This window comes from Streptosporangium sp. NPDC050148 (assembly GCF_055586505.1).
The window spans coordinates 1-21,682 of record NZ_JBVJIA010000048.1 but is presented as its reverse complement, the minus strand read 5'-3'; the positions used below and the strand labels follow the sequence as shown (position 1 = coordinate 21,682).

Sequence of the window (21,682 nt, the reverse complement as noted above, 5' to 3'; positions counted from 1 at the left end):
CGAGGCGACGGATCAGATCTTCCTGCGGGCTCGCCCGCCGTTCACGACCGTGTCCCGGTCTCCGCGCCGGGCTCGTCGCCGGCTCGTGGCACGCCGGCGATCAGGACGAGCGCGGCGACGGCGCCGTAGAGCGGGAGCACGAACCCGGGACCCTGCGAATCCTCGGGGCAGTAGGGAGAGAAGAACGCAACGGTCGACAGCGCGTGGTAGGCGGCCGTCGCGACGGCTCCGCCCGCGCCCGCCCAGGCCAGGAGCCGACGCCGCGCGGGCGGTGACCGCCACGCGGCCACGGCCAGCGCCACCAGAGCGAGGGGGAGAAGAGCGGCCATCGCGCCGAAGCCCAGGCCGAGCACATCACGACCGGTATGCCCGTCTTCGGTGTTCGAATAGGCGCAGATGGAGATCTCCGCACCCACCGGTGACGAGGCCCAGTGCGGAAGGGTGGACAGCAGGACGGCCCCCGTCCAGCACAACAGCGCGCGGTGCTTCATCATCTCCCCCGCTCGTTCTCCGGGCAGGGACGCTCAGCGCTCCGGCTGTGGACCATGACCGCCGGACGAGACACGACCCCGGTCACCCGAAAGACCGAAAAGGCCACTTCCCGAATCGGGAAATGGCCTCTGAGCTGGGTGGGGCTACCAGGACTTGAACCTGGGACCTCTTCCTTATCAGGGAAGCGCTCTAACCGTCTGAGCTATAGCCCCGCATCACACACGTGAACGGCCCCGCGTCCATCTGGTGGAGGCGAACCCGTCCGCTCGAACAGGGAAAAGCTTACCCTGTTTCGGCACCTGCTTGCGCCATGCTTTTCGCCGTACCGCCCCGGGCTTCCGCCCTGGGCCCACCGTGCCGGTGTCGCGCTCCCGGGGCGCCCGGGGCGGGGTCACCGTGCTCTCCCCGGCCGGCAGGGCCGGGGAGAGGACGGGAACGGCTACTCGGCCTCGCTGAAGGTGACCTCGACGCCGCCGACCAGGTCGGAGGCGACGTTGTAGATCACCGCTCCGAGGGTGGAGAGGGCGGTGATGAGCACCACGTTGACCGCGCCGATCAGGGCGGTGTAGCCCAGGATGCGGACCGGCTCGAACCAGGAGGCCACGTCGATGCCGCTGGTGGACTTGCCGTCGGCGACGGTGAGCTGGTTGACCAGCTGGATGATGTTCTCGAACACCCCCAGGCCGGACAGCACCATGTAGAGCACCGCGACGGCGATGAACAGCACCACGAAGCAGACCAGCGACACCACGAAGCTGAACTTCATGGCCGACCACGGCTCGATCCTGCGCAGCACCAGGTGTGCCTTGCGGGGCGCCCTCGGGGCGGGAGCGTCACCGGCCTTGCGGCCGGACCCGTCCGGTGAGGGCGAGGAGGACGACATGCTCCCCGGTGACCAGGCCGCCCGGTTCTGCTGCCCTGCCTGCTGCGGCGAGGAGGACGGGGAGGACGGCGGTGCGACAGAGGGCTGGGAGGGTGCGGACGGCTGCGCCGACGACCGCGGCGGCGGGCCACCCGGTCCGGACGGCCTGGGCGGCTGCCCGGACGGCCGGGCCTGCCCGGACGCGGACGAAGGCGGGGACGAAGGCGGGGACGAGGGCGAGGATCCGGGACGGATCCGCACCGTGGTCTCGGCCTGCTTGCCGTCGTCGGCCGCCGACACCTTCTTCCTGCCCTTGGCGTCGGCTGCCGGCTCCTCGGTTCCCGGTGCGGGCGAACCGCCGTTGACCTGCGGGGAGGCCGTCTCGACGTCACCGGCTTCGGCGGTCTTGTCCATCTTCTCCATCGCCTGGTCGCGTCGTGATGCGGCGGGACGTGAGCCCGGCTTTCCCTGAGCGCTCACGGGTTGTCCCCTTCCCCGGGCTCCGCGAGCTCTGCGAGCCCGGCGGTCGCGCCGTCCTGTGGCGCCTCGACGATCCCGATGCCGTCCTCGCCGTTCTCCATGGCCTCGGCGTTACGGGCCAGCGCCACGACGCTGTCCCCCTCCGCGAGATTCATCAGCCGAACCCCCATCGTCTGGCGGCCGGACTGCTTGATCTCTCCGGCACTGGTCCGGATGACGCCCCCGGCGGACGTGATCGCGAAGACCTCGTCCTCGGGCCTCACCATGACCGCACCCACAAGCTTGCCACGGGCGCTGACGATCTTGGCCGTCAGGACGCCCTTCCCGCCCCGTCCCTGGACGGGGTACTGGTCCGCGGGGGTGCGCTTGGCGTACCCGCCCTCGGTCGCGACGAGCACGTCGTCGCCGTCGGCGATGCGGTTCATCGACAGGAGCTCGTCACCGTCGAGGAAGCGCATGCCGATCACACCGCTGGTCGCCCGGCCCATCGGCCGCAGGGCCTCGTCCGAGGCCGTGAAGCGGATCGACTGGGCACCGCGCGAGACGAGGAGGAGGTCGTCCTCCTCCGACACCAACCTGGCTGCGATCACCTCGTCATCCTCGCGCAAATTGATCGCGATGAGGCCACCGGTGCGCGGCGAGTCGTACTCGGAAAGGCGCGTCTTCTTCACCAGGCCGCTGCGGGTGGCGAGCACGAGGTACGGGGCGACCTCGTAGTCGCGCAGGTCCAGGACCTCCATGACGATCTCGTCCGGCTGCATGGCCAGCAGGTTCGCCAGGTGCTGGCCGCGCGCGTCGCGTCCGGAGTCGGGCAGCTCGTAGGCCTTGACCCGGTAGACGCGGCCCTTGTTCGTGAAGAACAGCAGCCAGTGGTGCGTGGTGGTGACGAAGAAGTGGTCGACGATGTCGTCCTGGCGCAGCTGCGCGCCCCGCACGCCCTTGCCGCCGCGCTTCTGCGCCCGGTACAGGTCGGTGTTGGTGCGCTTGGCGTAGCCGCCCCGGGTGATCGTGACGACCATGTCCTCCTCGGCGAGGAGGTCCTCGATGGACATGTCGCCCTCGTAGGCGATGATCTCCGTCCGGCGCTCGTCGCCGTAGCGTCCGACCAGCTCGGCGAGCTCGTCCTGGATGATCGTGCGCTGCCGCTCGGGCGAGGCGAGGATGGCCTGGTAGTCGGTGATGTGCGCCATCAGCACGTCGTACTCGTCGGTGATCTGCTGGCGCTCCAGGGCGGCCAGCTTGCGCAGCTGCATGTCCAGGATGGCCTGCGCCTGGATCTCGTCGATCTCCAGCAGCGTCATCAGGCCGCCCTGGGCCGCCGAGGCCGAGGGCGAGCGCCGGATCAGCGCGATGACCTCGTCCATCCGCTCCAGGGCCTTGAGCAGCGCGCGCAGGATGTGCGCCCGCTCCTCGGCCTTGCGCAGCAGGTAGCGGGTCCGGCGGACCACGACCTCGATCTGGTGCGCCACGTAGTGCTTGACGAACTGGTCGAGCCTGAGCGTGCGCGGCACGCCGTCGACCAGGGCCAGCATGTTGGCGCCGAAGGTGGTCTGCAGCTGGGTGTGCTTGTAGAGGTTGTTCAGCACCACCTTGGCGACCGCGTCGCGCTTGAGCACGATCACCAGGCGCTGGCCGACGCGCGAGGAGCTCTCGTCGCGGACGTCGGCGATGCCGGTGATCCGGCCCTCCTTGACGGCCTCGGCGATGGTCAGCGCGAGGTTGTCCGGGTTGACCTGGTAGGGCAGCTCGGTGACGACCAGGCACTGGCGGCCCTTGGCGTCCTCCTCGACCTCGACGATCGCCCGCATGGTGATCGAACCGCGGCCGGTGCGGTAGGCGTCGTCGATGCCGCGGCGGCCGACGATCAGCGCGCCGGTCGGGAAGTCGGGGCCCTTGACCCGGGCGATCAGCGCCTCGAGCAGTTCCTCGTCGGTCACGTCGGGGTTCTGCAGGCACCAGGTGATGCCGGAGGCCACCTCCCGCAGGTTGTGCGACGGGATGTTGGTGGCCATGCCGACCGCGATGCCCGTCGCCCCGTTGACCAGGAGGTTGGGGAAGCGCGAGGGCAGGACGGTCGGCTCCTGGGAGCGCCCGTCGTAGTTGGGGACGAGATCGACGGTGTCCTTGTCGATGTCGCGCAGCATCTCCATGGCGATGGGCGCGAGCTTGCACTCGGTGTAGCGCATCGCCGCCGGCGGGTCGTTGCCCGGCGAGCCGAAGTTGCCCTGGCCGTCGACCAGCGGGTAACGCAGCGACCAGGGCTGGGCCATCCGCACCACGGTCGCGTAGATCGGCGAGTCGCCGTGCGGGTGGTAGGAGCCCATGACGTCACCGACGACGCGGGAGCACTTGAAGTAGCCGCGGTCGGGCCGGTAACCGCCGTCGTACATGGCGTACAGCACGCGGCGGTGCACCGGCTTGAGGCCGTCGCGGACGTCCGGCAGCGCACGCGAGACGATGACCGACATCGCGTAGTCCATGTAGCTGCGCTGCATCTCGGACTGGATGTCGACCGGCTCGATGCGGTCCACCGGAGGGCCGGGCGGAGTGTTGACTTCCGTCACAGGTCAAGATCCTTTTCTGGTACGGCTACCGCTACACGTCGAGGAAACGGACGTCCCGGGCATTCCTAATGATGAAGGAACGGCGGGCTTCGACGTCCTCACCCATGAGCACGCTGAACAGCTCGTCGGCCTGGGCCGCGTCGTCGAGGGTGACCTGGAGGAGCAGTCGGGTGTCGGGGTTCATGGTCGTCTCCCAGAGCTGGGAGGCGTTCATCTCGCCCAGACCCTTGAAGCGCTGCACGTTGTCACGGGGCCGGGGGTCGGGCTTGCCCGACTCGATACCGGCCTGGATGATCGCGTCGCGCTCCCGGTCGGAGTAGGCGTAGGAGGCGTCGTCGCCCCTGCGGTCCCACTTGATCTTGTAGAGCGGGGGCTGGGAGAGGTACACGTGCCCGGCCTCGATCAGCGGGCGCATGAACCGGAACAGCAGGGTCAGCAGCAGCGTCGTGATGTGCTGGCCGTCGACGTCGGCGTCCGCCATCAGGATCAGCTTGTGGTAGCGGAGCTTGGCGATGTCGAACTCGTCGTGCACGCCCGTGCCCATGGCGGTGATCAGCGCCTGGACCTCGTTGTTCTGCAGGACCCTGTCGATCCGGGCCTTCTCGACGTTGAGGATCTTGCCGCGGATCGGGAGGATCGCCTGGAACTTGGAGTCGCGGCCGCCCTTGGCCGAGCCGCCCGCCGAATCGCCCTCGACGATGTACAGCTCGCACTTCTCCGGGTCGCTCCACTGGCAGTCGGCCAGCTTGCCGGGCAGGCCGGAGCCCGACTCCAGCAGCGACTTGCGCCGGGTCAGGTCGCGGGCCTGGCGGGCCGCCAGACGGGCGCGGGAGGCCTGCAGGGACTTGGTGATGATGTCCTTGGCCTCGCCGGGGTTGCGCTCGAACCAGTCGCGCAGGTGGTCGTTGCACGCCTTCTGGACGAACGACTTGGCCTCGGTGTTGCCCAGCTTGGTCTTGGTCTGGCCCTCGAACTGGGGGTCGGCCAGCTTCACCGAGATGATCGCGGTCAGGCCCTCGCGGATGTCCTCACCGGCGAGGTTGTCGTCCTTGCCCTCCTTGAGGAACTTCTGCTCGCGCGCGTAGCGGTTGACGATGGACGTCAGGGCCGCGCGGAAGCCCTCCTCGTGGGTGCCGCCCTCGGCGGTGTTGATCGTGTTGGCGAAGGTGTAGACCGACTCGCTGTAGGAGTTGTTCCACTGCATCGCGATCTCCACCGCGATGCCCTCGCCCTGCTCCTCGAAGTCGATCACCGAGACGTGCGCGGGTTCCTTCTTGGAGTTCAGGTGCTGGACGAAGTCGGACAGGCCGCCCTCGTAGTGGTAGACGACCTCCTTGGGCTCGCCGTTGACGAAGTCGGGCCGCTCGTCCTTGATGGAGATCGTCAGGCCCTTGTTGAGGAAGGCCATCTCCTGGAAGCGGCGCGAGAGCGTCTCGAAGTGCCACGTGGTGGTCTCGAAGATGGTCTCGTCGGCCCAGAAGGTGATCGAGGTGCCGGTCTCGTCGGTCTTCTCGCCCTTGACCAGGGGAGCCGTCGGCCGGGTGTCGACGTAGGTCTGCCGCCAGCAGTGACCCTCCGTGCGGACCTCCACCTCCAGCCTGCTGGAGAGGGCGTTGACCACGGAGACGCCCACGCCGTGCAGACCGCCGGAGACGGCGTAGGACTTGTCGTCGAACTTGCCGCCCGCGTGCAGCACGGTCAGCACGACCTCGACCGCGGGACGGTTCTCGCCGGGGACGTTGCCGACCGGGATGCCACGGCCGTTGTCGACGACCCGGACGCCGTTGTCGGCGAGCAGGGTCACCTCGATCCGGTCGGCGTGACCGGCCAGGGCCTCGTCCACGGAGTTGTCCACGACCTCGTAGACGAGGTGGTGCAGACCGCGTTCTCCGGTGGAGCCGATGTACATGCCGGGGCGTTTGCGGACCGCCTCGAGCCCTTCGAGAACGGTGATTGAGCTAGCGTCGTAGGACAAGTGCGAAATCCTCCTGCCGCGGACACGCGGCAGGGAGACCGTGTTGCCCCGCCGTGCCCGTCACCGTCGTGAATGCCCCGATGCGCTCACCCAGGGGAACCGGCAGGGACGCCGGGGGTGACACGCAAACGGACGTGTCCGGAATTCGATTTCATTCTAGCGGCTCAGAGCACATCCTGTGGCATTGACGGCCTCTGGAATGGCCTGTCGCGCGACGATCATCATCGTGAACATCCCCCTACGCGGACGGGGTCCGTCGCGTCAGAGGGCCCGCTGATCCGTTCCAGGGCGGCGGATCGACCGCCGGAAGGCCCGCGGGTCACCCGTAGGTGTCGCCCGGGCCGCGGCTTCCGGTGACGCGCAGGCCCCCGTTGCGGCGGGGCCCGTTCTGCGGCCCGCGGACCTTGACGCGCTGCACCGTGCCGTCCCCGAGCTCCTCGTTCAGCCTTCTCACCAGTGTCGGCGCCAGCATCCGGACCTGGGTGGCCCAGGCCGTGGAGTCGGCGATCACGACCACCTCGCCCTCGGCGAAGGTCTCCGGCCTGGTGTGGGCGGCCATGTCCGCGCCGACGATCTCCTGCCAGCGCCCGAAGACCCCGCCGACCGCGACGGGCTGCTCCCAGCCCCGGTCGGCCAGCAGGTCGGCGATGGCCCGCCCGAACAGCTGCGGGTCGCCGGAGTCCCTGCGCGTCCCCGAGGCCCGGCGCCTGGGCTCGCGGCGGGGCAGCTGCCCCCGCTTGGCCGCGTCCGCCTTGGCCTGGGCCAGCTTCTCCCTGGCCATCGCCGCCCCCCGGGCGGCCGCGCTCTTCGCCGACCCCGGCGCCACCCCGTCGCCTCCGGTACGCTCCCCGCCCGGACCTGCGCCCTCCGTGCCGCCGGGTGTCGGGGTGCCCGCGCCGCCCCCTGTCGTCCCGGAGGCCGCGGGCCCGGTCGCGGGACCCGCGGCCGGGGCGGACGGGTCGTCACCGGACACGGGCCACGCCCCCCTCCGTCACGTCGAAGCGTCCCCCGACCAGTTCCACCGGCACGTCGTCGGGCACCGCGGCGGTGATCAGCACCTGCTCGGCGGGGGCGACCATCTCGGCCAGGCGGCGCCTGCGCCTGTTGTCCAGCTCGGCGAAGACGTCGTCCAGGATCAGGACCGGATCGCCGCCGTCGGCCCTGAGCAGGTCGTAGGCGGCCAGCCTGAGCGCCAGCGCGAACGACCACGACTCGCCGTGGCTGGCGTAGCCGCGCGCGGGCAGCTCTCCCAGGCCCAGGAACAGGTCGTCGCGGTGCGGCCCGACGAGGGTCACCCCGCGTTCGAGCTCGGAGGCGCGCACCTCCAGCAGGGCCGACCGCAGCAGCTCGGCGAGCTTGGCGCGGTCGGTGCCGGCGCCCGCGGCCAGGGTGCCGCGGTACTCCAGGTCCGCGGCGGCGGAGTCGGGCGCCAGGCGGGCGTAGGAGGCGGCGACCAGCGGGCGCAGCGTCTCGACCAGCTCCAGCCGGGCGGCGAGCAGCTCGGCGCCGTGCTCGGCCAGGTGGGAGTCCCAGACCTCCAGGGTGCTCAGCGGGTCCCCGGCGCCGGCCTCGGCGAACGCCGCGTCGCTCTCGGCCCGGCGCGTGCTCCGGCCGCGGCCCCGGCGGGCCTGCGCGGCGGTGCGCAGCAGGGCGCCGCGCTGCCTGAGCACCCGGTCGTAGTCGGCGCGCACCCCGGCGAACCTGGGCGTCCTGGCCACCAGGAGGTCGTCCAGGAAGCGGCGGCGCTCGGAGGGGTCGCCCTTGACCATGGCGAGGTCCTCGGGGGCGAACAGCACGGTGCGCAGCAGGCCGACGACCTCGCGGGGGCGGGGGACGGGGGAGCGGTTCAGCCTGGCGCGGTTGGCCCTGCCGGGGTTGATCTCCAGCTCGATCAGCGCGCGCCGGTCGTCGCGCACCACGACCGAGCGGACGATCGCGCGCGCCGCGCCCTGGCGGACCAGCGGCCCGTCGTTGGCGACCCGGTGGCTCGCCTGCGTCGCCACGTACCCCAGCGCCTCGACGAGGTTGGTCTTGCCCATGCCGTTGGGCCCGACGAAGGCCGTGATCCCCGGCTCCATGCCGAGATCGACGGTTTCGTAGGACCGGAAGTCGGTCAGGGAGAGATGGGCGACATGCACCCCAGGAAGATTAGTCGCCCCCACCGTCCTGCGGGGCGTTCCGTCCCCGGTACGGCCGCGGGCCGGGTCGCGCCACGCCCTCGGCACGGGCCCGCGTGGCCGTCACGCCCGCGCCGTGCCTGCGGCCGCGCCGCACCCTCACACGCGCTCACCGGGCCCGTGTACGGCCCGCGTCCGGCCCTCGGCGGGCGTGGCGCGGGCCGTACCGGCACGTCTCAGCCGGTGGCCTCGGGGGGCGGGGCGACGTCGGCACCGGGGGAGTCGGCGCCCTTCTCGACCGAGCCCGCCCGGGAGGTGACGGCGTGGCCGCCGAACTGGTTGCGCAGGGCCGCGACGACCTTCATGGCCGGCGAGTCGTCCTGACGGGAGGCGAACCTGGCGTACAGGGCGGCGGTGATCACCGGCAGCGGGACGGCCAGGTCGACGGCCGCCTTGACCGTCCAGCGGCCCTCGCCGGAGTCCTGGGCGTAGCCCTCCAGGCGCTCCAGGTCGGGGTCCTCCTCCAGCGCCCGGACCATCAGGTCGAGCAGCCAGGAGCGGATGACCGTGCCCTGGCGCCAGCTCTTGAACGCGCCGGGCACGTCCTTGACGATGTCGGAGGCCTCCAGCAGCTCCCAGCCCTCGGCGAAGGCCTGCATCATGCCGTACTCGATGCCGTTGTGGACCATCTTGGCGAAGTGGCCGGCGCCGATGCTGCCGGCGTGCACGAAGCCGTCCTCGCCCTCGGGCTTGAGGGTCTGGAAGATCGGCATCACCCGCTCGACGTCGGCCGGCTCGCCGCCGACCATGAGCGCGTAGCCGTTCTCCAGTCCCCACACGCCGCCGCTCACGCCGCAGTCGACGAAGCCGATGCCCTTGGCGCTCAGCGCGGCGCCGTGCTTCTGGTCGTCCACGTAGTGCGAGTTGCCGCCGTCGACGATCAGGTCGCCGGACGACAGCACGCCGGCGAGCGCCTCGATCGTGGCCCTGGTCGGCTCGCCGGAGGGCACCATGACCCACACCGCCCGCGGCGCCTGGAGCCGTCCGACGAGCTCTTCCAGGCTGGAGACGTCACTGACCGCGGGATCGCGGTCGTACCCGACGACGTCGTGACCGCCGCGGCGCAACCGCTCGGCCATCTTGCCGCCCATCTTGCCCAGTCCGACCATGCCGATCTGCATACGAGCACCCCCTTCAGGGTCTTCGGTCATCCACCTATGCCAGACGCGCCCGCGCGAGCCTCACCAGCTCGGTGTTCCCGTCCACCGGGTCCCCCTGCGGACCGTGGAGGACGTCCTCCAGGCCGATGCGCGTGGCCAGTCCAAGCTGCCCCGCCTCGTCCAGGAGAATCCAGGTCGGCTCCTCCTCTCCGTGCAGGAGCCGTGGACCGGGGACGCCGAGCCCGTCGAGGCGGTCCAGGACGGCGTGCGCCCGCGCCAGGGCGGTGCCGGCCTGTCCGCCGATGATCTCGACGAGCACCCGCGCGCACTCGAGCCCGGTGGCGGCGAGCGCCTCGGCGCCCTCCGGCGTCCACACCCCGGCCTCCACCTCGACCCCGAGCCGCCGCAGATCCTTCCACAGGTCGGCGAAGCCGGGTTCGGCGAGGTTGACCGAGGCGAAGTCGGGCAGGCCGGAGGCGTCGAGCGCCTCCCAGCCCCGGATCGCGGCCCGGCGGGCGTCGGCGTCCCCGCCGGTCATCCACAGGCCGGTGCTCACCCCGACCGGGAGACCCGGGCAGGCCGCGCGGACGGCGCGGACCGCCGCGCCGATGTGCGAGGCGCTGAGCGACTCGCTGCCCGCCTCGTCGCGGGGATGGATGCACAGCGTCCGCACCCGCCCCACGCGCCTCACGGGCCGCCTCAGCGAGCTGCAGGGGGGTCACGGGGAGGGCGGGGTGCTCGTCGGGCCTCCTGGCGCCGTTCAGGCACGCCTTGAGCCATGTCGGCGCCGCGGCGGAACGTTCCCCGCGGCCCGGGGACGCCTCCGGCCCCTCGCGGTCGCCGCCGTTGGGGCGGCCGGGACGATCGGGGTCGGGCGCGGGGGCGTCCGCCATCAGCTGGACAGCCGGATCGGCATGATCAGGTAGCGGTAGTCGGGGACGCCGCCGTCGTCGGCGGGCTTGCCGCCGGTGAGGATGGCGGGCTTGGTGGAGGTGGTCATCTGCAGCCGCGCCACGTCCGAGTCGATCGCGCCCAGCCCCTCCAGCAGGAACTGGTGGTTGAAGGCGATGTTGATGTCGTCGCCCTCGAACTCCACCGGGAGCACCTCGACCGCCTGGGCCTCGTCGCCGCTGCCGGCCTCCAGGACGACCTCGTCGCCGCGGAAGGCCAGCCGCACCGGGGTGTTGCGCTCGGCGACCAGGGCCACCCGCTTGACCGCCTCGACGAAGGCGGCCGTGGGGATCTGCGCGCGGGCCGAGAACTCGGTGGGCAGCAGCGAGCGGTACTTGGGGAACTCGGGGTCGAGCAGCCGGGTGGTGGTACGGCGTCCCGCGCTGGAGAAGCCGATCATGCCCTCACCGGTGCCGCCGGCCGAGCTCAGCGCGATCTCGACCTCGGCGCCGGTGCCGCCCAGGGCCTTGGCCGTGTCGGCGAGCGTCCTGCCCGGGATCATCGCGATCGCCGAGAAGTCGGGCTGGCCCGGCTGCCACTTCAGCTCCCGCACCGCCAGGCGGTAGCGGTCGGTCGCGGCGAGCGTGACCGTGTCGCCCTCGATCTCCACCCGCACGCCGGTGAGCATCGGCAGGGTGTCGTCCTTGCCCGCGGCCACCGCCACCTGGCCGACGGCCGAGGCGAAGACGTCGCTGCCCACCCGGCCCGCGGCCGGGGGCATCGTCGGCAGCGAGGGGTAGTCCTCCACGGGCATGGTCAGCAGGGTGAACCTGGCGCTTCCACAGGTGACCACCGCCTTGGCGCCCTCCACCACGACGTCCACAGGCTGTGCGGGAAGCGCCCTGGTGATCTCGGCCAGCAGCCTGCCGGAGACGAGCACCACGCCCGGTTCCCCGGTCTGCAGCTCGAGCGTCACCTGAGCGGAGACCTCGTAGTCGAAACCGGAGAGCTTGAGCTGGCCGGTCTCGGTGACCTCGAGACGCATGCCGGCGAGCACCGGCACGGAGGGGCGTGCCGGCAGGCTGCGCGCGGTCCACGCCACCGCCTCGGCGAGCACGTCGCGATCGACCCGGAACATCACGTGGATCCGCCTCCTGTGTGTCGAGCTGTGCATCGGGCGTCGTGCGCCCGGCGCTGGGGTTCGTCTGGGTTCTCGGTGCCTGGGGTTCGAGTGTTCACTGTCGCGCACCTGAGCTCTCCCGGAACCCTCTTATGGCTCTTGGGTTTCCTAGTTAGAGATACAAGTGGCCATCGTAATAGGGGGTGTGGATACTGTGGAAAGCCGTTGTTTCCGCAGGTCAAGTGCTGTTTTTTCATCCACCGGGGCTGTGGGCGGTCACTGTGGACAACTCTTGGGCCTGGGGAGAACCGCGCGGTACACACAGGCCGTCCCCAGATCCGGGGGTCTTCGTCCCCAAGTTGTCCACGAGGTTTCCCCAGGTTATCCACCGGGTAAGAGACCCTTTTGTCCCTGTGGACAACTCTCTTCACAGGGCGTCCCCAGGTTATCCACGAGTTGTCCCCAGGTTGTCCCCATGTTCTCCCCAGAGTCGTCCACAGGTGCCGAACGCGGTTCGGACCGGCGTCTTCGCAGATGATCATGGTTGACGGTCCCGGAGACTCCCCCACACCCGTGAATCGTTGATCCACAAGGTTTTCCACAGGCTGTGCATCACGCCCGGGACGATCTCACCCATTACGCGACTGCTGCTTGATCCTCGTGGTGAGTTCGTTGACCTGGTTGTAGATCGAGCGTCGCTCGGCCATGAGGGAACGGATCTTCCGGTCGGCGTGCATGACCGTGGTGTGGTCCCGCCCGCCGAACTGCTGGCCGATCTTCGGAAGCGACATGTCGGTCAGCTCCCGGCACAGGTACATCGCGATCTGACGGGCCGTCACCAGCACCCGCGAGCGCGACCCGCCGCACAGGTCGTCGATGGACAGCCCGAAGTAGGCCGCGGTCGACGCCATGATCGTGGCGACCGTGATCTCCGAACCGGCGTCCTCGGTGATCAGGTCCTTCAGCACCACCTCGGTCAGCTGCAGGTCCACCGACTGCCGGTTCAGGCTCGCGAACGCGGTCACCCTGATCAGGGCGCCCTCCAGCTCGCGGATGTTGGTGGAGATGCGGCTGGCGATGTACTCCAGCACCTCCGGCGGCGCGGCCAGGCCCTCCTGGATCGCCTTCTTGCGCAGGATCGCGATCCGGGTCTCCAGCTCGGGCGGCTGGACGTCGGTGATCAGGCCCCACTCGAACCGGTTGCGCAGCCGGTCCTCCAGTGTGACCAGCTGTTTCGGCGCCCGGTCGCTGGAGATGACGATCTGCTTGTTGGAGTTGTGCAGCGTGTTGAAGGTGTGGAAGAACTCCTCCTGCGTCTGCTCCTTGCCCTCCAGGAACTGGATGTCGTCCACCAGCAGGATGTCCACGGCCCGGTAGCGACCCCGGAAGTTGTCGGCCTTGTGGTCGCGGATGGAGTTGATGAAGTCGTTGGTGAACTCCTCCGAACTCACGTACCGCACCCGCGCGCCGTCGTAGAGGCTCTGCGCGTAGTGGCCGATCGCGTGCAGCAGGTGGGTCTTGCCCAGCCCCGAGTCGCCGTAGATGAACAGGGGGTTGTACGCCTTGGCCGGCGCCTCGGCCACCGCGACCGCCGCGGCGTGCGCGAACCGGTTGCTGGAGCCGATCACGAAGGTGTCGAAGGTGTACTTGGGGTTCAGCCGGGCCGGTTCCCCCTGCGTGCGGCTCCCCCGGCCGTCCCACCTGTTCTGCACGGTGCCCGCGCCGCCGGACCCGCCCACCCCGCCCGCGCCGCCCGCCCCGGGCGGCGCCGCGGCGGGTGAGCCCCGGTCGAAGGAGTCGGGCTCGGACCGCGCCTGGGACGGCTGCGAGGGGTAGCCGCCGCGGGCGTAGCCCGGTCTCTGCTCCCCCTGCGAGGGCTGGGAGGCGTCCGCGGGCAGGTAGGGCGCGGAGGAGTCCTCGCCCTGCTGCTGGTACGGGTAGGAGAACGGCTGGTGCTGTGGATAGTCGGTGGACGACGGATTACCGGGGGCACCCCCCGGATAGGGGTGCTGGGGGCCGGAACCCCCGTGGTGCTGGGGCGACGGAGGCTGTGCATAACCCTGCTGGTTCCCGCCGGCCTGGGGATAACCCTGCTGCGGAGCCTGGGGATAAGGGTCCTGGCGGGAGGCCAGACCCGGCTCGGGACCGGCCGCGCTGGGGTCGACCATGACCGCCACCCGCATCGGCCGGCCGTACTCCTGGGAGAGCGCGTGGCTGATCAGGGGACGAAGCTTGTTCTCCAGGACATCCCTGGCGAAATCGGTCGGCGCGGCGAGCACCACGGTGTCGTTCATGAGGCCGAAGGGGCGGGTCATGTTGAGCCAGACCCGCTGCTGGGAGGGGACGTTCTCGTTGAGGGAGTTCTCCAGCGCCCGCGCCCAGACCGCGCTGAGGTCCGTTCCGTCCATGGTCCGGCTCCTCTCCTCCCGACGCGGCCCCGCCGGCACACGCGATCCGTTTATCCACATCGATGGCCGCCGGGCGGACCGGATCTCGGCGTCGTCCACACGTCGGCGTCCCCGCGGACCCCCGTGCGCCCCGGCGGGCGCCGCTGGAAATCCACATCGAATCCACAGGTTGTGCACAGTCTCGTACCTGCGGTCCAACGCATCCTTGCAGTGGAGAGAAGGTCTGGAAGGGACGACAGTAGCCGCGTCCACAGCTGTGTACAAGACGTTGTCCACAGCCTAGGGCAGTACGGGTGGGACGATGCGCACATCCTGTGGACGGCGGGGCGCCGGTGGATAACGTGCCTGTGGAAACGTGGATAACCTGTTCTCTACGTGTTCCCGGAAGCTCTCCGGTTTGACCTGGGACGCGCCCGACCCGTAACGTACGACGGTCGGCTTGCCACGCGGCGGCTATTTCGCATGCCCCGCACCCGGCAGGCCAGCCACTGTCGAGCGTCCCCATGTGCTGGGGATGCGTCTTGAGCCTGGAGCCCACTCGTGAGCAAGCGTACTTTCCAGCCGAACAACCGCCGTCGTGCGAAGACCCACGGCTTCCGGCTCCGCATGCGCACCCGCGCCGGCCGCGCCATCCTCGCCGCCCGTCGCCGTAAGGGCCGCGCCGAGATCACCGTCTGACGTATCCGTCGCGCCCGGGCCGCCCGGGCGCGAGGCAGTACGCCCGTCGCCCGCCGGCATCACCGCCGGCGGGCGACGGGCGCTACCGCCCAGGATCCACAAGGTCTTCGGTGTTGCCGCCCGCGTCCCGCATGCGCCGGGGCGACGAGTTCGCCGGCGCGATCAAGAAGGGGAGCCGAGCAGGCCGCCCCACGTTGGTCGCGCATTTCGGCATGCGCTCAGGCGACGACGCTCCCCCCCTGGTCGGATTCGTGGTGAGCCGTGCCGTTGGGGATGCGGTCACCAGAAACAGGGTCAAACGTCGGCTGAGACACCTCATGCGAGACCGTCTCGGACGGCTTCCGCGAGGTAGCCTGCTGGTTGTACGCGCCAACCCACCGGCCGCGTCCGCGCGGAGCGAGCGCCTAGCCGCCGAACTCGATGCCGCGCTGGATCGTTTACTCAGGCGGCTAGAGCCTCGCGGGGCTCGCACGGATGGGCGATGATGACGGCGCAGCAGACCGCTGGAATTTCTCCGGCTGCCAGGATCCTGATGGCTCCGATCCGGTTCTACCGGTCGTTCGTGAGCCCTCTGCTGGGTCCCCGCTGCCGCTTCCACCCCTCATGCAGCGCCTACGGCCTCGAGGCCGTGGCCGTTCACGGCGCGCTTCGCGGCACATGGTTGACGATCCGGAGAATCGGGCGTTGCCACCCATTCCATCCCGGAGGCTTTGACCCGGTGCCCCCACGCCCGGGCCGGTCCGACGAAACGCAAGGGAGCTAGCTCGGTGGAGCTGTCCTGGCTGAACTGGCTGTACACGGCCGTCGCCCAAGTAATCACCTGGATTCACCAGGGCTACAGCACCTTCATCCCGAAGGACAACGGGCTCAACTGGGCGCTGACCATCATCACGCTCACCGTGCTGATGCGGCTGTTGATCTTCCCGCTCTTCCTCAAGCAGATGAACTCCTCGAAGAAGATGCAGGAGCTGGCGCCCAAGGTCCAGGAGATCCGCAAGCGCTACAAGAACGACAAGCAGCGGATGAACCAGGAGGTCATGGCGCTCTACCAGGGGCAGGGCGCCAACCCGCTGGGGGGCTGCCTGCCGATCCTGGCGCAGTTCCCGATCTTCATCTCGATGTTCACCGTGCTCCAGGCCATGGCCGCCGGGCAGGTCAAGTTCGGCATGACGCAGGAACTGGTGAACGACGCGCGGGCCGCGCACATCTTCGGCGCCCCCGTCCCCGCGACGTTCTTCACGAGCTCGGCCGACATCGTCAAGCTGAGCGCCGACCCGATCATCACGAAGGTCGTGCTCGCGATCTTCGTGGCGGTCAGCTCGCTGACCACCTTCCTCACCGTCCGGCAGAGCGTGACCCGCTCGATCGCGCAGATGCCGGACAACCCGATGGCGCAGCAGCAGAAGATCCTGATGTACATCTCGCCGCTGTTCGCGATCTTCTCGCTGAACTTCCCCCTCGGGCTGATCCTGTACTGGGTGACGACGAACGTCTGGACCCTCGGCCAGCAGCACTGGTTCTACAGCCGTAACCCCGCCCCAGTGACCGACGCCAAGGGCAACGTCACGATCCCCGACCCCAAGCCGGGACTGCTGAGCAAGGTCAAGAAGCCGGCCCCCGAGCCCGAGGCGCCGCCCGTGCCGGAGACGAAGGTCATCCGCCAGCAGCCCACCCGCCAGCCCCGCAGCAAGCGGACCGGCAGCAAGAAGTCCTGACGTCCCATCCCGACAGCACGAAGGAGTGGCCGGACGTGACCGAGGCCGAGGCCGAGAAGGAGCCCGCGAAGGCGGCTCCCGATCTCGCCGCCCTGGAGCAGGAAGGCGAGATCGCGGCGGACTACGTCGAGGGTCTGCTCGACATCGCCGACATAGATGGTGATATCGACATGGATGTCGAAGGTGACCGCGCCGTGGTGTCGGTCGTGGACATCAAGGGCGGCGACCTGGTCGGTCCCAACGGGGAGATCCTGGAGGCCATCCAGGAGCTGACCCGGCTGGCCGTGCACCGCCAGACCGGCGAGCGGTCACGCCTCATGCTCGACATCGGCGGCTACCGCGACCGCCGCCGGAGCGAGCTGAGCGAGCTCGGCACCAAGATCGCGGCGGACGTCAAGCGGGACGGCGAGCCCAAGTCGCTGCAGCCGATGACGCCTTTCGAGCGGAAGATCGTGCACGACGCCGTCGCGGCGGCGGGCCTGCGGAGCGAGTCCGAGGGCGAGGAGCCCCGCCGTTTCGTGGTCGTCCTGCCCGCGTGACGATCCTGCCCGCCTGACGGTGCCGTCCGCGTGCGGTCCGTCCGCGTGCGGTCCGTCCGCGTGCGGTCCGTCCGCGTGACGGTCGCGCCGGTGAGCCACGAGCCGCCGTCCCCGGTTCTTCCGGGGACGGCGGTTTTTCGTTGTCCCGGGCCGTCGTCCTCCCCCTGCTCGGGTCCCGGCCGGACACTTGCGGACGGGCACTCGTACGCGCGGCTTGTACGACGACGCCGAGGCGGGCCGTTAGCCTTGAGACCGGCCTGACCCCGACATTTCCAAGGGAAGAGTGAACGTCGAGTGAGTGACCACATCCCCGAGCCGCCCGAGGTCGCGCGCGAGGTCTTCACCGGTGACGCCTGGGGCAAGGCGGAGGCGTTCGCGAAGCTGCTGGCCGGTCCCGGCGTGGTGCGCGGACTGCTCGGCCCGCGGGAGGTGCCGCGCCTGTGGGATCGCCACCTGCTCAACTGCGCGGTGGTCGCCGAGGTCGTACGACCGGGGGTGAGCCTGGTCGACATCGGTTCGGGCGCCGGCCTGCCGGGCCTGGTCCTGGCGATCGTCCGGCCCGACATCACCGTCACCCTGCTGGAGCCGCTCCTTCGCCGGACGGTCTTCCTGGAGGAGTGCATGACGTCGCTGAAGCTCGGCAACGTCGAGGTGCTGCGCGGCCGCGCCGAGGAGTTCGCCGGGAAGCGCGAATTCGACGTCGCCTCGGCCCGCGCGGTGGCGCCGCTGGGGCGTCTGCTGAAATGGTCGTTACCGCTGTTGCGCGAGGGAGGCGAGTTGCTGGCCATGAAGGGCGAGCGTGCCACCGAGGAACTCGCGGACGCCGAGGAGCAATTGCGGGCGAGTGGGGTGCAAACCGCCGAGCTCGCATCGGTCGGGCACGGTAAGGTCGAGCCGCCCGCAACTCTCATCCGGGTGGTCGCCGGTCGGGCTCCCCAGGGAGCGCGGAAGGCCTCTGGCCGGAAGGATCGCGCCTCGCGGGGCAAGCGCGAGGCCAGTGGATGAACCGAGCAAAGCGAGTACGAGGCCAGTGAACGACCGTACACGTGCGATCGCCAGCGCGACCGGCGGTCTCGGCTGGCCGGAGCACTCCCCGGCTCCGCCACATGGACGCCTTTCCGGTCTCGGCTGGCCGGCACCGACTCCCGGTGCCCCAGTCAGGCCGGTTGAAAGGACGACGACCGTGACCCAGACCCCCCTTAACCCCGGCGACTCGCCGCTGGTACGAGAGGCACTCAGTTCAGTGGTTTCACGTGAAACATCGGCCCAGAAGACCGCCGCCGCACCCGGAGCCTCCGCGGGCGTCCGGGACGGGGACTGGCCACGGCCCGCCAAGACGCGGATCTTCACCGTGGCCAACCAGAAGGGCGGGGTCGGCAAGACCACCACCTCGGTCAACCTCGCCGCCGCCCTGTCCATGCACGGCCAGCGGGTCCTCGTGGTCGACCTCGACCCGCAGGGCAACGCCTCCACGGCCCTGGCCGTCGAGCACCGGGGCGACGTCCCGGACATGTACAAGGTCCTCGTGGAGAACCTGCCGCTCGCGGAGGTGGTGAAGGAGGTCCCGGACATGCCGGGCCTCTACTGCGCTCCCGCCACGATCGATCTGGCCGGTGCCGAGATCGAGCTGGTCTCCATGGTGGCCCGCGAGGCCCGCCTGCAGCGCGCGCTGGCCGCGTACGACGCCGTCACGTTCGACTACATCCTCATCGACTGCCCGCCGTCGCTCGGCCTGCTGACCGTCAACGCGCTGATGGCCGCGAACGAGCTGCTGATCCCCATCCAGTGCGAGTACTACGCCCTGGAAGGGCTCGGCCAGCTCCTGCGGAACGTCGATCTGGTACGGGCCCACCTGAACCCGACGCTCGACCTCTCCACCATCCTGATGACCATGTACGACGGGCGTACCCGCCTGGCCTCCCAGGTTGCCGAGGAGGTCCGCTCCCACTTCGGAGCCACCGTGCTGAGCACGTTGATCCCCCGGAGCGTACGGGTCTCCGAGGCCCCGAGCTACGGGCAGTCCGTGATGACGTACGATCCGGGTTCCAGCGGTGCGATGGCCTACATGGACGCCGCACGAGAGATCGCTTACCGCGCCGTGACCGTATGAGCACCGGGAGCATCGCGGTCGTGGCCGCGGACATGTCAGTCTGGGTGACACCTTGAGCCGCGGGAGGGGCCGTGAGTAAGCAACCGAGAGGGCTGGGCAGGGGACTGGGGGCGCTCATCCCGACCGGTCCCGCCGTCGTCACGGAGACGCCGGCGTCGATGACCGTGACGCTGCCCGCCCCCGAGCCGGTGGTGCCGGAGCAGCCCGGTCCCCGGGCGGTCATGGGCGCCTACTTCATGGAGATCCCGGTCGAGGACATCGTCCCCAACCCCCGCCAGCCCCGGGACGTCTTCGACGAGGACGCCCTGAGGGAACTGGCCACCTCGATCGGCGAGGTCGGCCTGCTGCAGCCGATCGTGGTGCGCGCGACCGGTGAGGGAAAGTACGAGCTGGTCATGGGCGAGCGTCGCTGGCGCGCCTCCAAGCTCGCCGGGCTGTCGGAGATCCCCGCGATCGTCCGGAGCACCCAGGAGGACAAGCTCCTGCTCGACGCCCTGATCGAGAACCTTCAGCGCGAGCAGCTCAACGCGCTGGAGGAGGCGGCGGCGTACCGGCAGCTGCTCGACGACTTCGGCGCGACCCACGAGCAGCTCGCCACCCGTATCGGCCGTTCCCGATCGCACGTGACCAACACGATCCGCCTGCTGAACCTGCCGGCCACGGTACAGCGCAGCGTCGCGGCGGGAACGATCAGCGCCGGGCACGCGAGGGCCCTGCTCCGGCTGGAGGATCCCGCCGCCCAGGAGCACCTCGCCCGCCGGATCGTGGCGGAGCTGCTCTCGGTCCGCGCGGTCGAGGAGATCGTCGCGGTCGGCGACGCCAAGGCCGCGTCGGCACCGGCCCCGCGCGCCCCCCGGGCGAAGCCCGCCGAGGAGTCCGCCCTGCGGCACCTGGCCGACCGCCTCTCCGACCGCTTCGAGACCCGGGTGAAGGTCGACTTCGGCCGGCGCAAGGGGCGCATCGTGGTGGAGTTCGCGACCATCGACGATCTGGAGCGCATCATCGGCACGATGGCCCCGGGGTCGCTGCAGCCGACGGAGGGGTGACCCGCGCTCGTGGTCCGGCCCGATCGCGGGCCGGACTCCGGCCTGAAGGGGGTCCTGGCCGATTGCCCGACCGGCGGGAGGCGAGTCCGGGCCGACCGTCCGGTCATCCGGAGGCGAGTCCAGGCCGACCGGTCCGATCACCGGAGGCGAGGCATGGCCACGCGCCGGTAACCGGAGGCGGATCCTGGCCGATTGTCCGGTCGGAGGGAGGCGGGTCCTGGCCGACCGCTCGACCATCCGGAGGCGAGGGCCGGCCACTCGGCAGGTCGTCCGTGATCGCTCCCGCTCGACCGCTTCGGAGTCCCTTCGCCGACACCCTTGAGGGCTCGCTCCCGTCGGAGGGTTCGCTCCCGGAGGCCCCTGCCTTTCAGGCTTCAACTCCCATGGTTCCTTCGGGCTCCTCTCAGGCGCGGCCTTCGGTAGTCCGTGATCGCGCACCGGTCGGCCGTTTCGGAGTCCTTGCGTCGAAGACGTTCGAGGGTCCGCTCTCATTCGAGGTCCACCCCCGGAAGTTCTTACCTTCCAGGCTCCGTCCTCACGGCTCTGCTTCGGACCCTTCTCAGGGCGGCCTCTGATGATCCGCGATTCTGAGATCTTCCCCTGGGTCGCGCCTTGCCGGAACGGTCGGCATCGGGTTCTGCCCGAAGTTCTTGTTCCGGGGCCAGACCATCTCCCGGCCGCCCCGCCCAGGGATCGCCCGTCGTTGTTTCACGTGAAACAACGACGGGTCGGCTGAGGACTAGGTCTTCTTCTGGAGCGTCGTCCCCAGCGCTCACAGCGGCCAGAGACGCCGGCCCTTTGATCGGGCCTGTCGTTTCCCTGTAGAGGGCCAGCCTTCTGTCCCGGAGCCCGGTGGACGCCTCCGTAAGCGACGAGTGATGCTTTCCTCTGTCCGGGAGGCCGGACCCGGTCCACCCGCGCGGTTGGACGGCCATGTTTCACGTGAAACATGGCCGGAGGGAGCCGTGGTGCGAGATGGATCGACAGAAAGGGCGCCTCCTAAGAGGCGGAGCGACAGGCGTGAAGCCGAAAGGTCAAGCCGATCTGGATCCCTCCTGGTCCCGACTCGGATCTCTCGTCGGTCTCCCCGGGGCTCCACCCGTAGAAGGGCTCGCCTCGGGATTCAGCGGGGAGAAGGCTGCCGTTCTCCTGCCGTCCGGAGGAGAGGCGGGAGACGTGGGGGACATCGTCTTGCTCTCCTCGGACGAAGAAGCCGGGCTTCCTTAAAGGATCAGCCGGACAGAGGGCATGCTCGCCGGAACGAAGACAGACATCCTGGCGTGCGAGGCTGGGCGCCGTCTCCCCTTCGGAAACGAACATGGCCCGCACGGTGGCGAGCCATGTTTCACGTGAAACAGCGACGACTTGAGAACTCGCGATCTTTGACGGCTCGGCCCTTCGGCTTGAAGACCCGGGACCCCGTGATAGCCCTAGGGCGTGTCGTCAAAGTTTCATAGCCACATCAGCAGTGACGCGAGGGTGACTGCGGCCTGGTAGGACTCGGCGGTCTTTTCATACCGGGTGG

Annotated in this window: 17 protein-coding genes, 1 tRNA gene and 1 pseudogene; 8 read left to right on the top strand and 11 right to left on the bottom strand. The window is 69.9% G+C overall.

Annotation, left to right across the window (positions count from 1 at the left end):
* Positions 1-41: 41 nt before the first annotated feature.
* The 11 genes and pseudogenes from ACZ6RT_RS34405 to dnaA all read right to left on the bottom strand — a co-directional run bounded on the left by ACZ6RT_RS34405 (position 42) and on the right by dnaA (position 14,069).
* A complete protein-coding gene (locus tag ACZ6RT_RS34405) occupies positions 42-494 on the bottom strand; it encodes a hypothetical protein (protein ID WP_470158132.1) in 453 nt (150 codons plus the stop codon).
* Between the two features lie 136 nt (positions 495-630).
* A tRNA-Ile gene (locus ACZ6RT_RS34400) sits at positions 631-704 on the bottom strand.
* A gap of 227 nt (positions 705-931) precedes the next feature.
* Complete coding sequence (locus ACZ6RT_RS34395) at positions 932-1,834, bottom strand: DUF3566 domain-containing protein (RefSeq protein ID WP_470158130.1); 903 nt, start codon at positions 1,832-1,834, stop codon at positions 932-934.
* Positions 1,831-4,398, bottom strand: coding sequence for a DNA gyrase subunit A (gyrA, locus tag ACZ6RT_RS34390; protein WP_399190339.1), 2,568 nt, complete (start codon positions 4,396-4,398; stop codon positions 1,831-1,833). Before gyrA ends, ACZ6RT_RS34395 begins: the two co-directional genes overlap by 4 nt.
* 31 nt (positions 4,399-4,429) lie before the next feature.
* Complete coding sequence (gyrB, locus tag ACZ6RT_RS34385; protein ID WP_399190337.1) at positions 4,430-6,373, bottom strand: DNA topoisomerase (ATP-hydrolyzing) subunit B; 1,944 nt, start codon at positions 6,371-6,373, stop codon at positions 4,430-4,432.
* A gap of 319 nt (positions 6,374-6,692) precedes the next feature.
* Positions 6,693-7,346: a DciA family protein gene (locus tag ACZ6RT_RS34380; RefSeq protein WP_470158129.1), complete on the bottom strand. Its 654-nt coding sequence runs from the start codon at positions 7,344-7,346 to the stop codon at positions 6,693-6,695.
* The gene (recF, locus tag ACZ6RT_RS34375) at positions 7,336-8,511 is read right to left on the bottom strand and encodes a DNA replication/repair protein RecF (RefSeq protein WP_399190333.1); all 1,176 of its coding nucleotides are present in this window, start codon (positions 8,509-8,511) and stop codon (positions 7,336-7,338) included. The genes ACZ6RT_RS34380 and recF overlap by 11 nt, the downstream gene beginning before the upstream one ends.
* Positions 8,512-8,726: 215 nt before the next feature.
* Positions 8,727-9,671, bottom strand: coding sequence for a phosphogluconate dehydrogenase (NAD(+)-dependent, decarboxylating) (gene gnd, locus ACZ6RT_RS34370; protein WP_470158128.1), 945 nt, complete (start codon positions 9,669-9,671; stop codon positions 8,727-8,729).
* 34 nt (positions 9,672-9,705) lie between these two features.
* A pseudogene (locus ACZ6RT_RS34365) lies at positions 9,706-10,543 on the bottom strand (3-keto-5-aminohexanoate cleavage protein).
* Complete coding sequence (gene dnaN, locus ACZ6RT_RS34360; RefSeq protein WP_399190630.1) at positions 10,543-11,682, bottom strand: DNA polymerase III subunit beta; 1,140 nt, start codon at positions 11,680-11,682, stop codon at positions 10,543-10,545. The pseudogene ACZ6RT_RS34365 and the gene dnaN overlap by 1 nt, the downstream one beginning before the upstream one ends.
* 608 nt (positions 11,683-12,290) lie before the next feature.
* Complete coding sequence (gene dnaA / locus ACZ6RT_RS34355) at positions 12,291-14,069, bottom strand: chromosomal replication initiator protein DnaA (RefSeq protein WP_399190327.1); 1,779 nt, start codon at positions 14,067-14,069, stop codon at positions 12,291-12,293.
* A 540-nt stretch (positions 14,070-14,609) separates the two neighbouring features.
* Between dnaA and rpmH the strand changes: the two genes are divergently transcribed.
* The 8 genes from rpmH (at position 14,610) to ACZ6RT_RS34315 (ending at position 20,157) form a co-directional block, all read left to right on the top strand.
* Positions 14,610-14,747 (top strand): 50S ribosomal protein L34, encoded by a 138-nt coding sequence (gene rpmH / locus ACZ6RT_RS34350; RefSeq protein WP_184543430.1) that lies wholly within the window; start codon positions 14,610-14,612, stop codon positions 14,745-14,747.
* Between the two features lie 110 nt (positions 14,748-14,857).
* Complete coding sequence (gene rnpA, locus ACZ6RT_RS34345) at positions 14,858-15,232, top strand: ribonuclease P protein component (protein WP_399190324.1); 375 nt, start codon at positions 14,858-14,860, stop codon at positions 15,230-15,232.
* The gene (gene yidD, locus ACZ6RT_RS34340) at positions 15,229-15,510 is read left to right on the top strand and encodes a membrane protein insertion efficiency factor YidD (protein ID WP_425582575.1); all 282 of its coding nucleotides are present in this window, start codon (positions 15,229-15,231) and stop codon (positions 15,508-15,510) included. The genes rnpA and yidD overlap by 4 nt, the downstream gene beginning before the upstream one ends.
* A 4-nt stretch (positions 15,511-15,514) precedes the next feature.
* Positions 15,515-16,462, top strand: a complete 948-nt coding sequence (gene yidC / locus ACZ6RT_RS34335) for a membrane protein insertase YidC (RefSeq protein ID WP_399190322.1) — start codon at positions 15,515-15,517, stop codon at positions 16,460-16,462.
* Positions 16,463-16,497: 35 nt separating this feature from the next.
* A complete protein-coding gene (locus ACZ6RT_RS34330; protein WP_344892405.1) occupies positions 16,498-17,001 on the top strand; it encodes a Jag family protein in 504 nt (167 codons plus the stop codon).
* 294 nt (positions 17,002-17,295) lie between these two features.
* The gene (gene rsmG, locus ACZ6RT_RS34325; protein WP_399190320.1) at positions 17,296-18,006 is read left to right on the top strand and encodes a 16S rRNA (guanine(527)-N(7))-methyltransferase RsmG; all 711 of its coding nucleotides are present in this window, start codon (positions 17,296-17,298) and stop codon (positions 18,004-18,006) included.
* A gap of 238 nt (positions 18,007-18,244) precedes the next feature.
* Entirely contained in the window at positions 18,245-19,111 is an 867-nt protein-coding gene (locus ACZ6RT_RS34320) for a ParA family protein (RefSeq protein ID WP_399190318.1), read from the top strand.
* A 71-nt stretch (positions 19,112-19,182) separates the two neighbouring features.
* Entirely contained in the window at positions 19,183-20,157 is a 975-nt protein-coding gene (locus ACZ6RT_RS34315; RefSeq protein ID WP_470158124.1) for a ParB/RepB/Spo0J family partition protein, read from the top strand.
* Positions 20,158-21,682: the final 1,525 nt, after the last annotated feature.

Excerpts from the sequence above, each read along its gene's own strand:
- ACZ6RT_RS34405 (WP_470158132.1), bottom strand. The coding sequence starts at position 494 with ATGATGAAGCACCGCGCGCTGTTGTGCTGGACGGGGGCCGTCCTGCTG.
- gnd (WP_470158128.1), bottom strand. The coding sequence starts at position 9,671 with ATGCAGATCGGCATGGTCGGACTGGGCAAGATGGGCGGCAAGATGGCC.
- dnaA (WP_399190327.1), bottom strand. The coding sequence starts at position 14,069 with ATGGACGGAACGGACCTCAGCGCGGTCTGGGCGCGGGCGCTGGAGAAC.
- yidD (WP_425582575.1), top strand. The coding sequence starts at position 15,229 with ATGATGACGGCGCAGCAGACCGCTGGAATTTCTCCGGCTGCCAGGATC.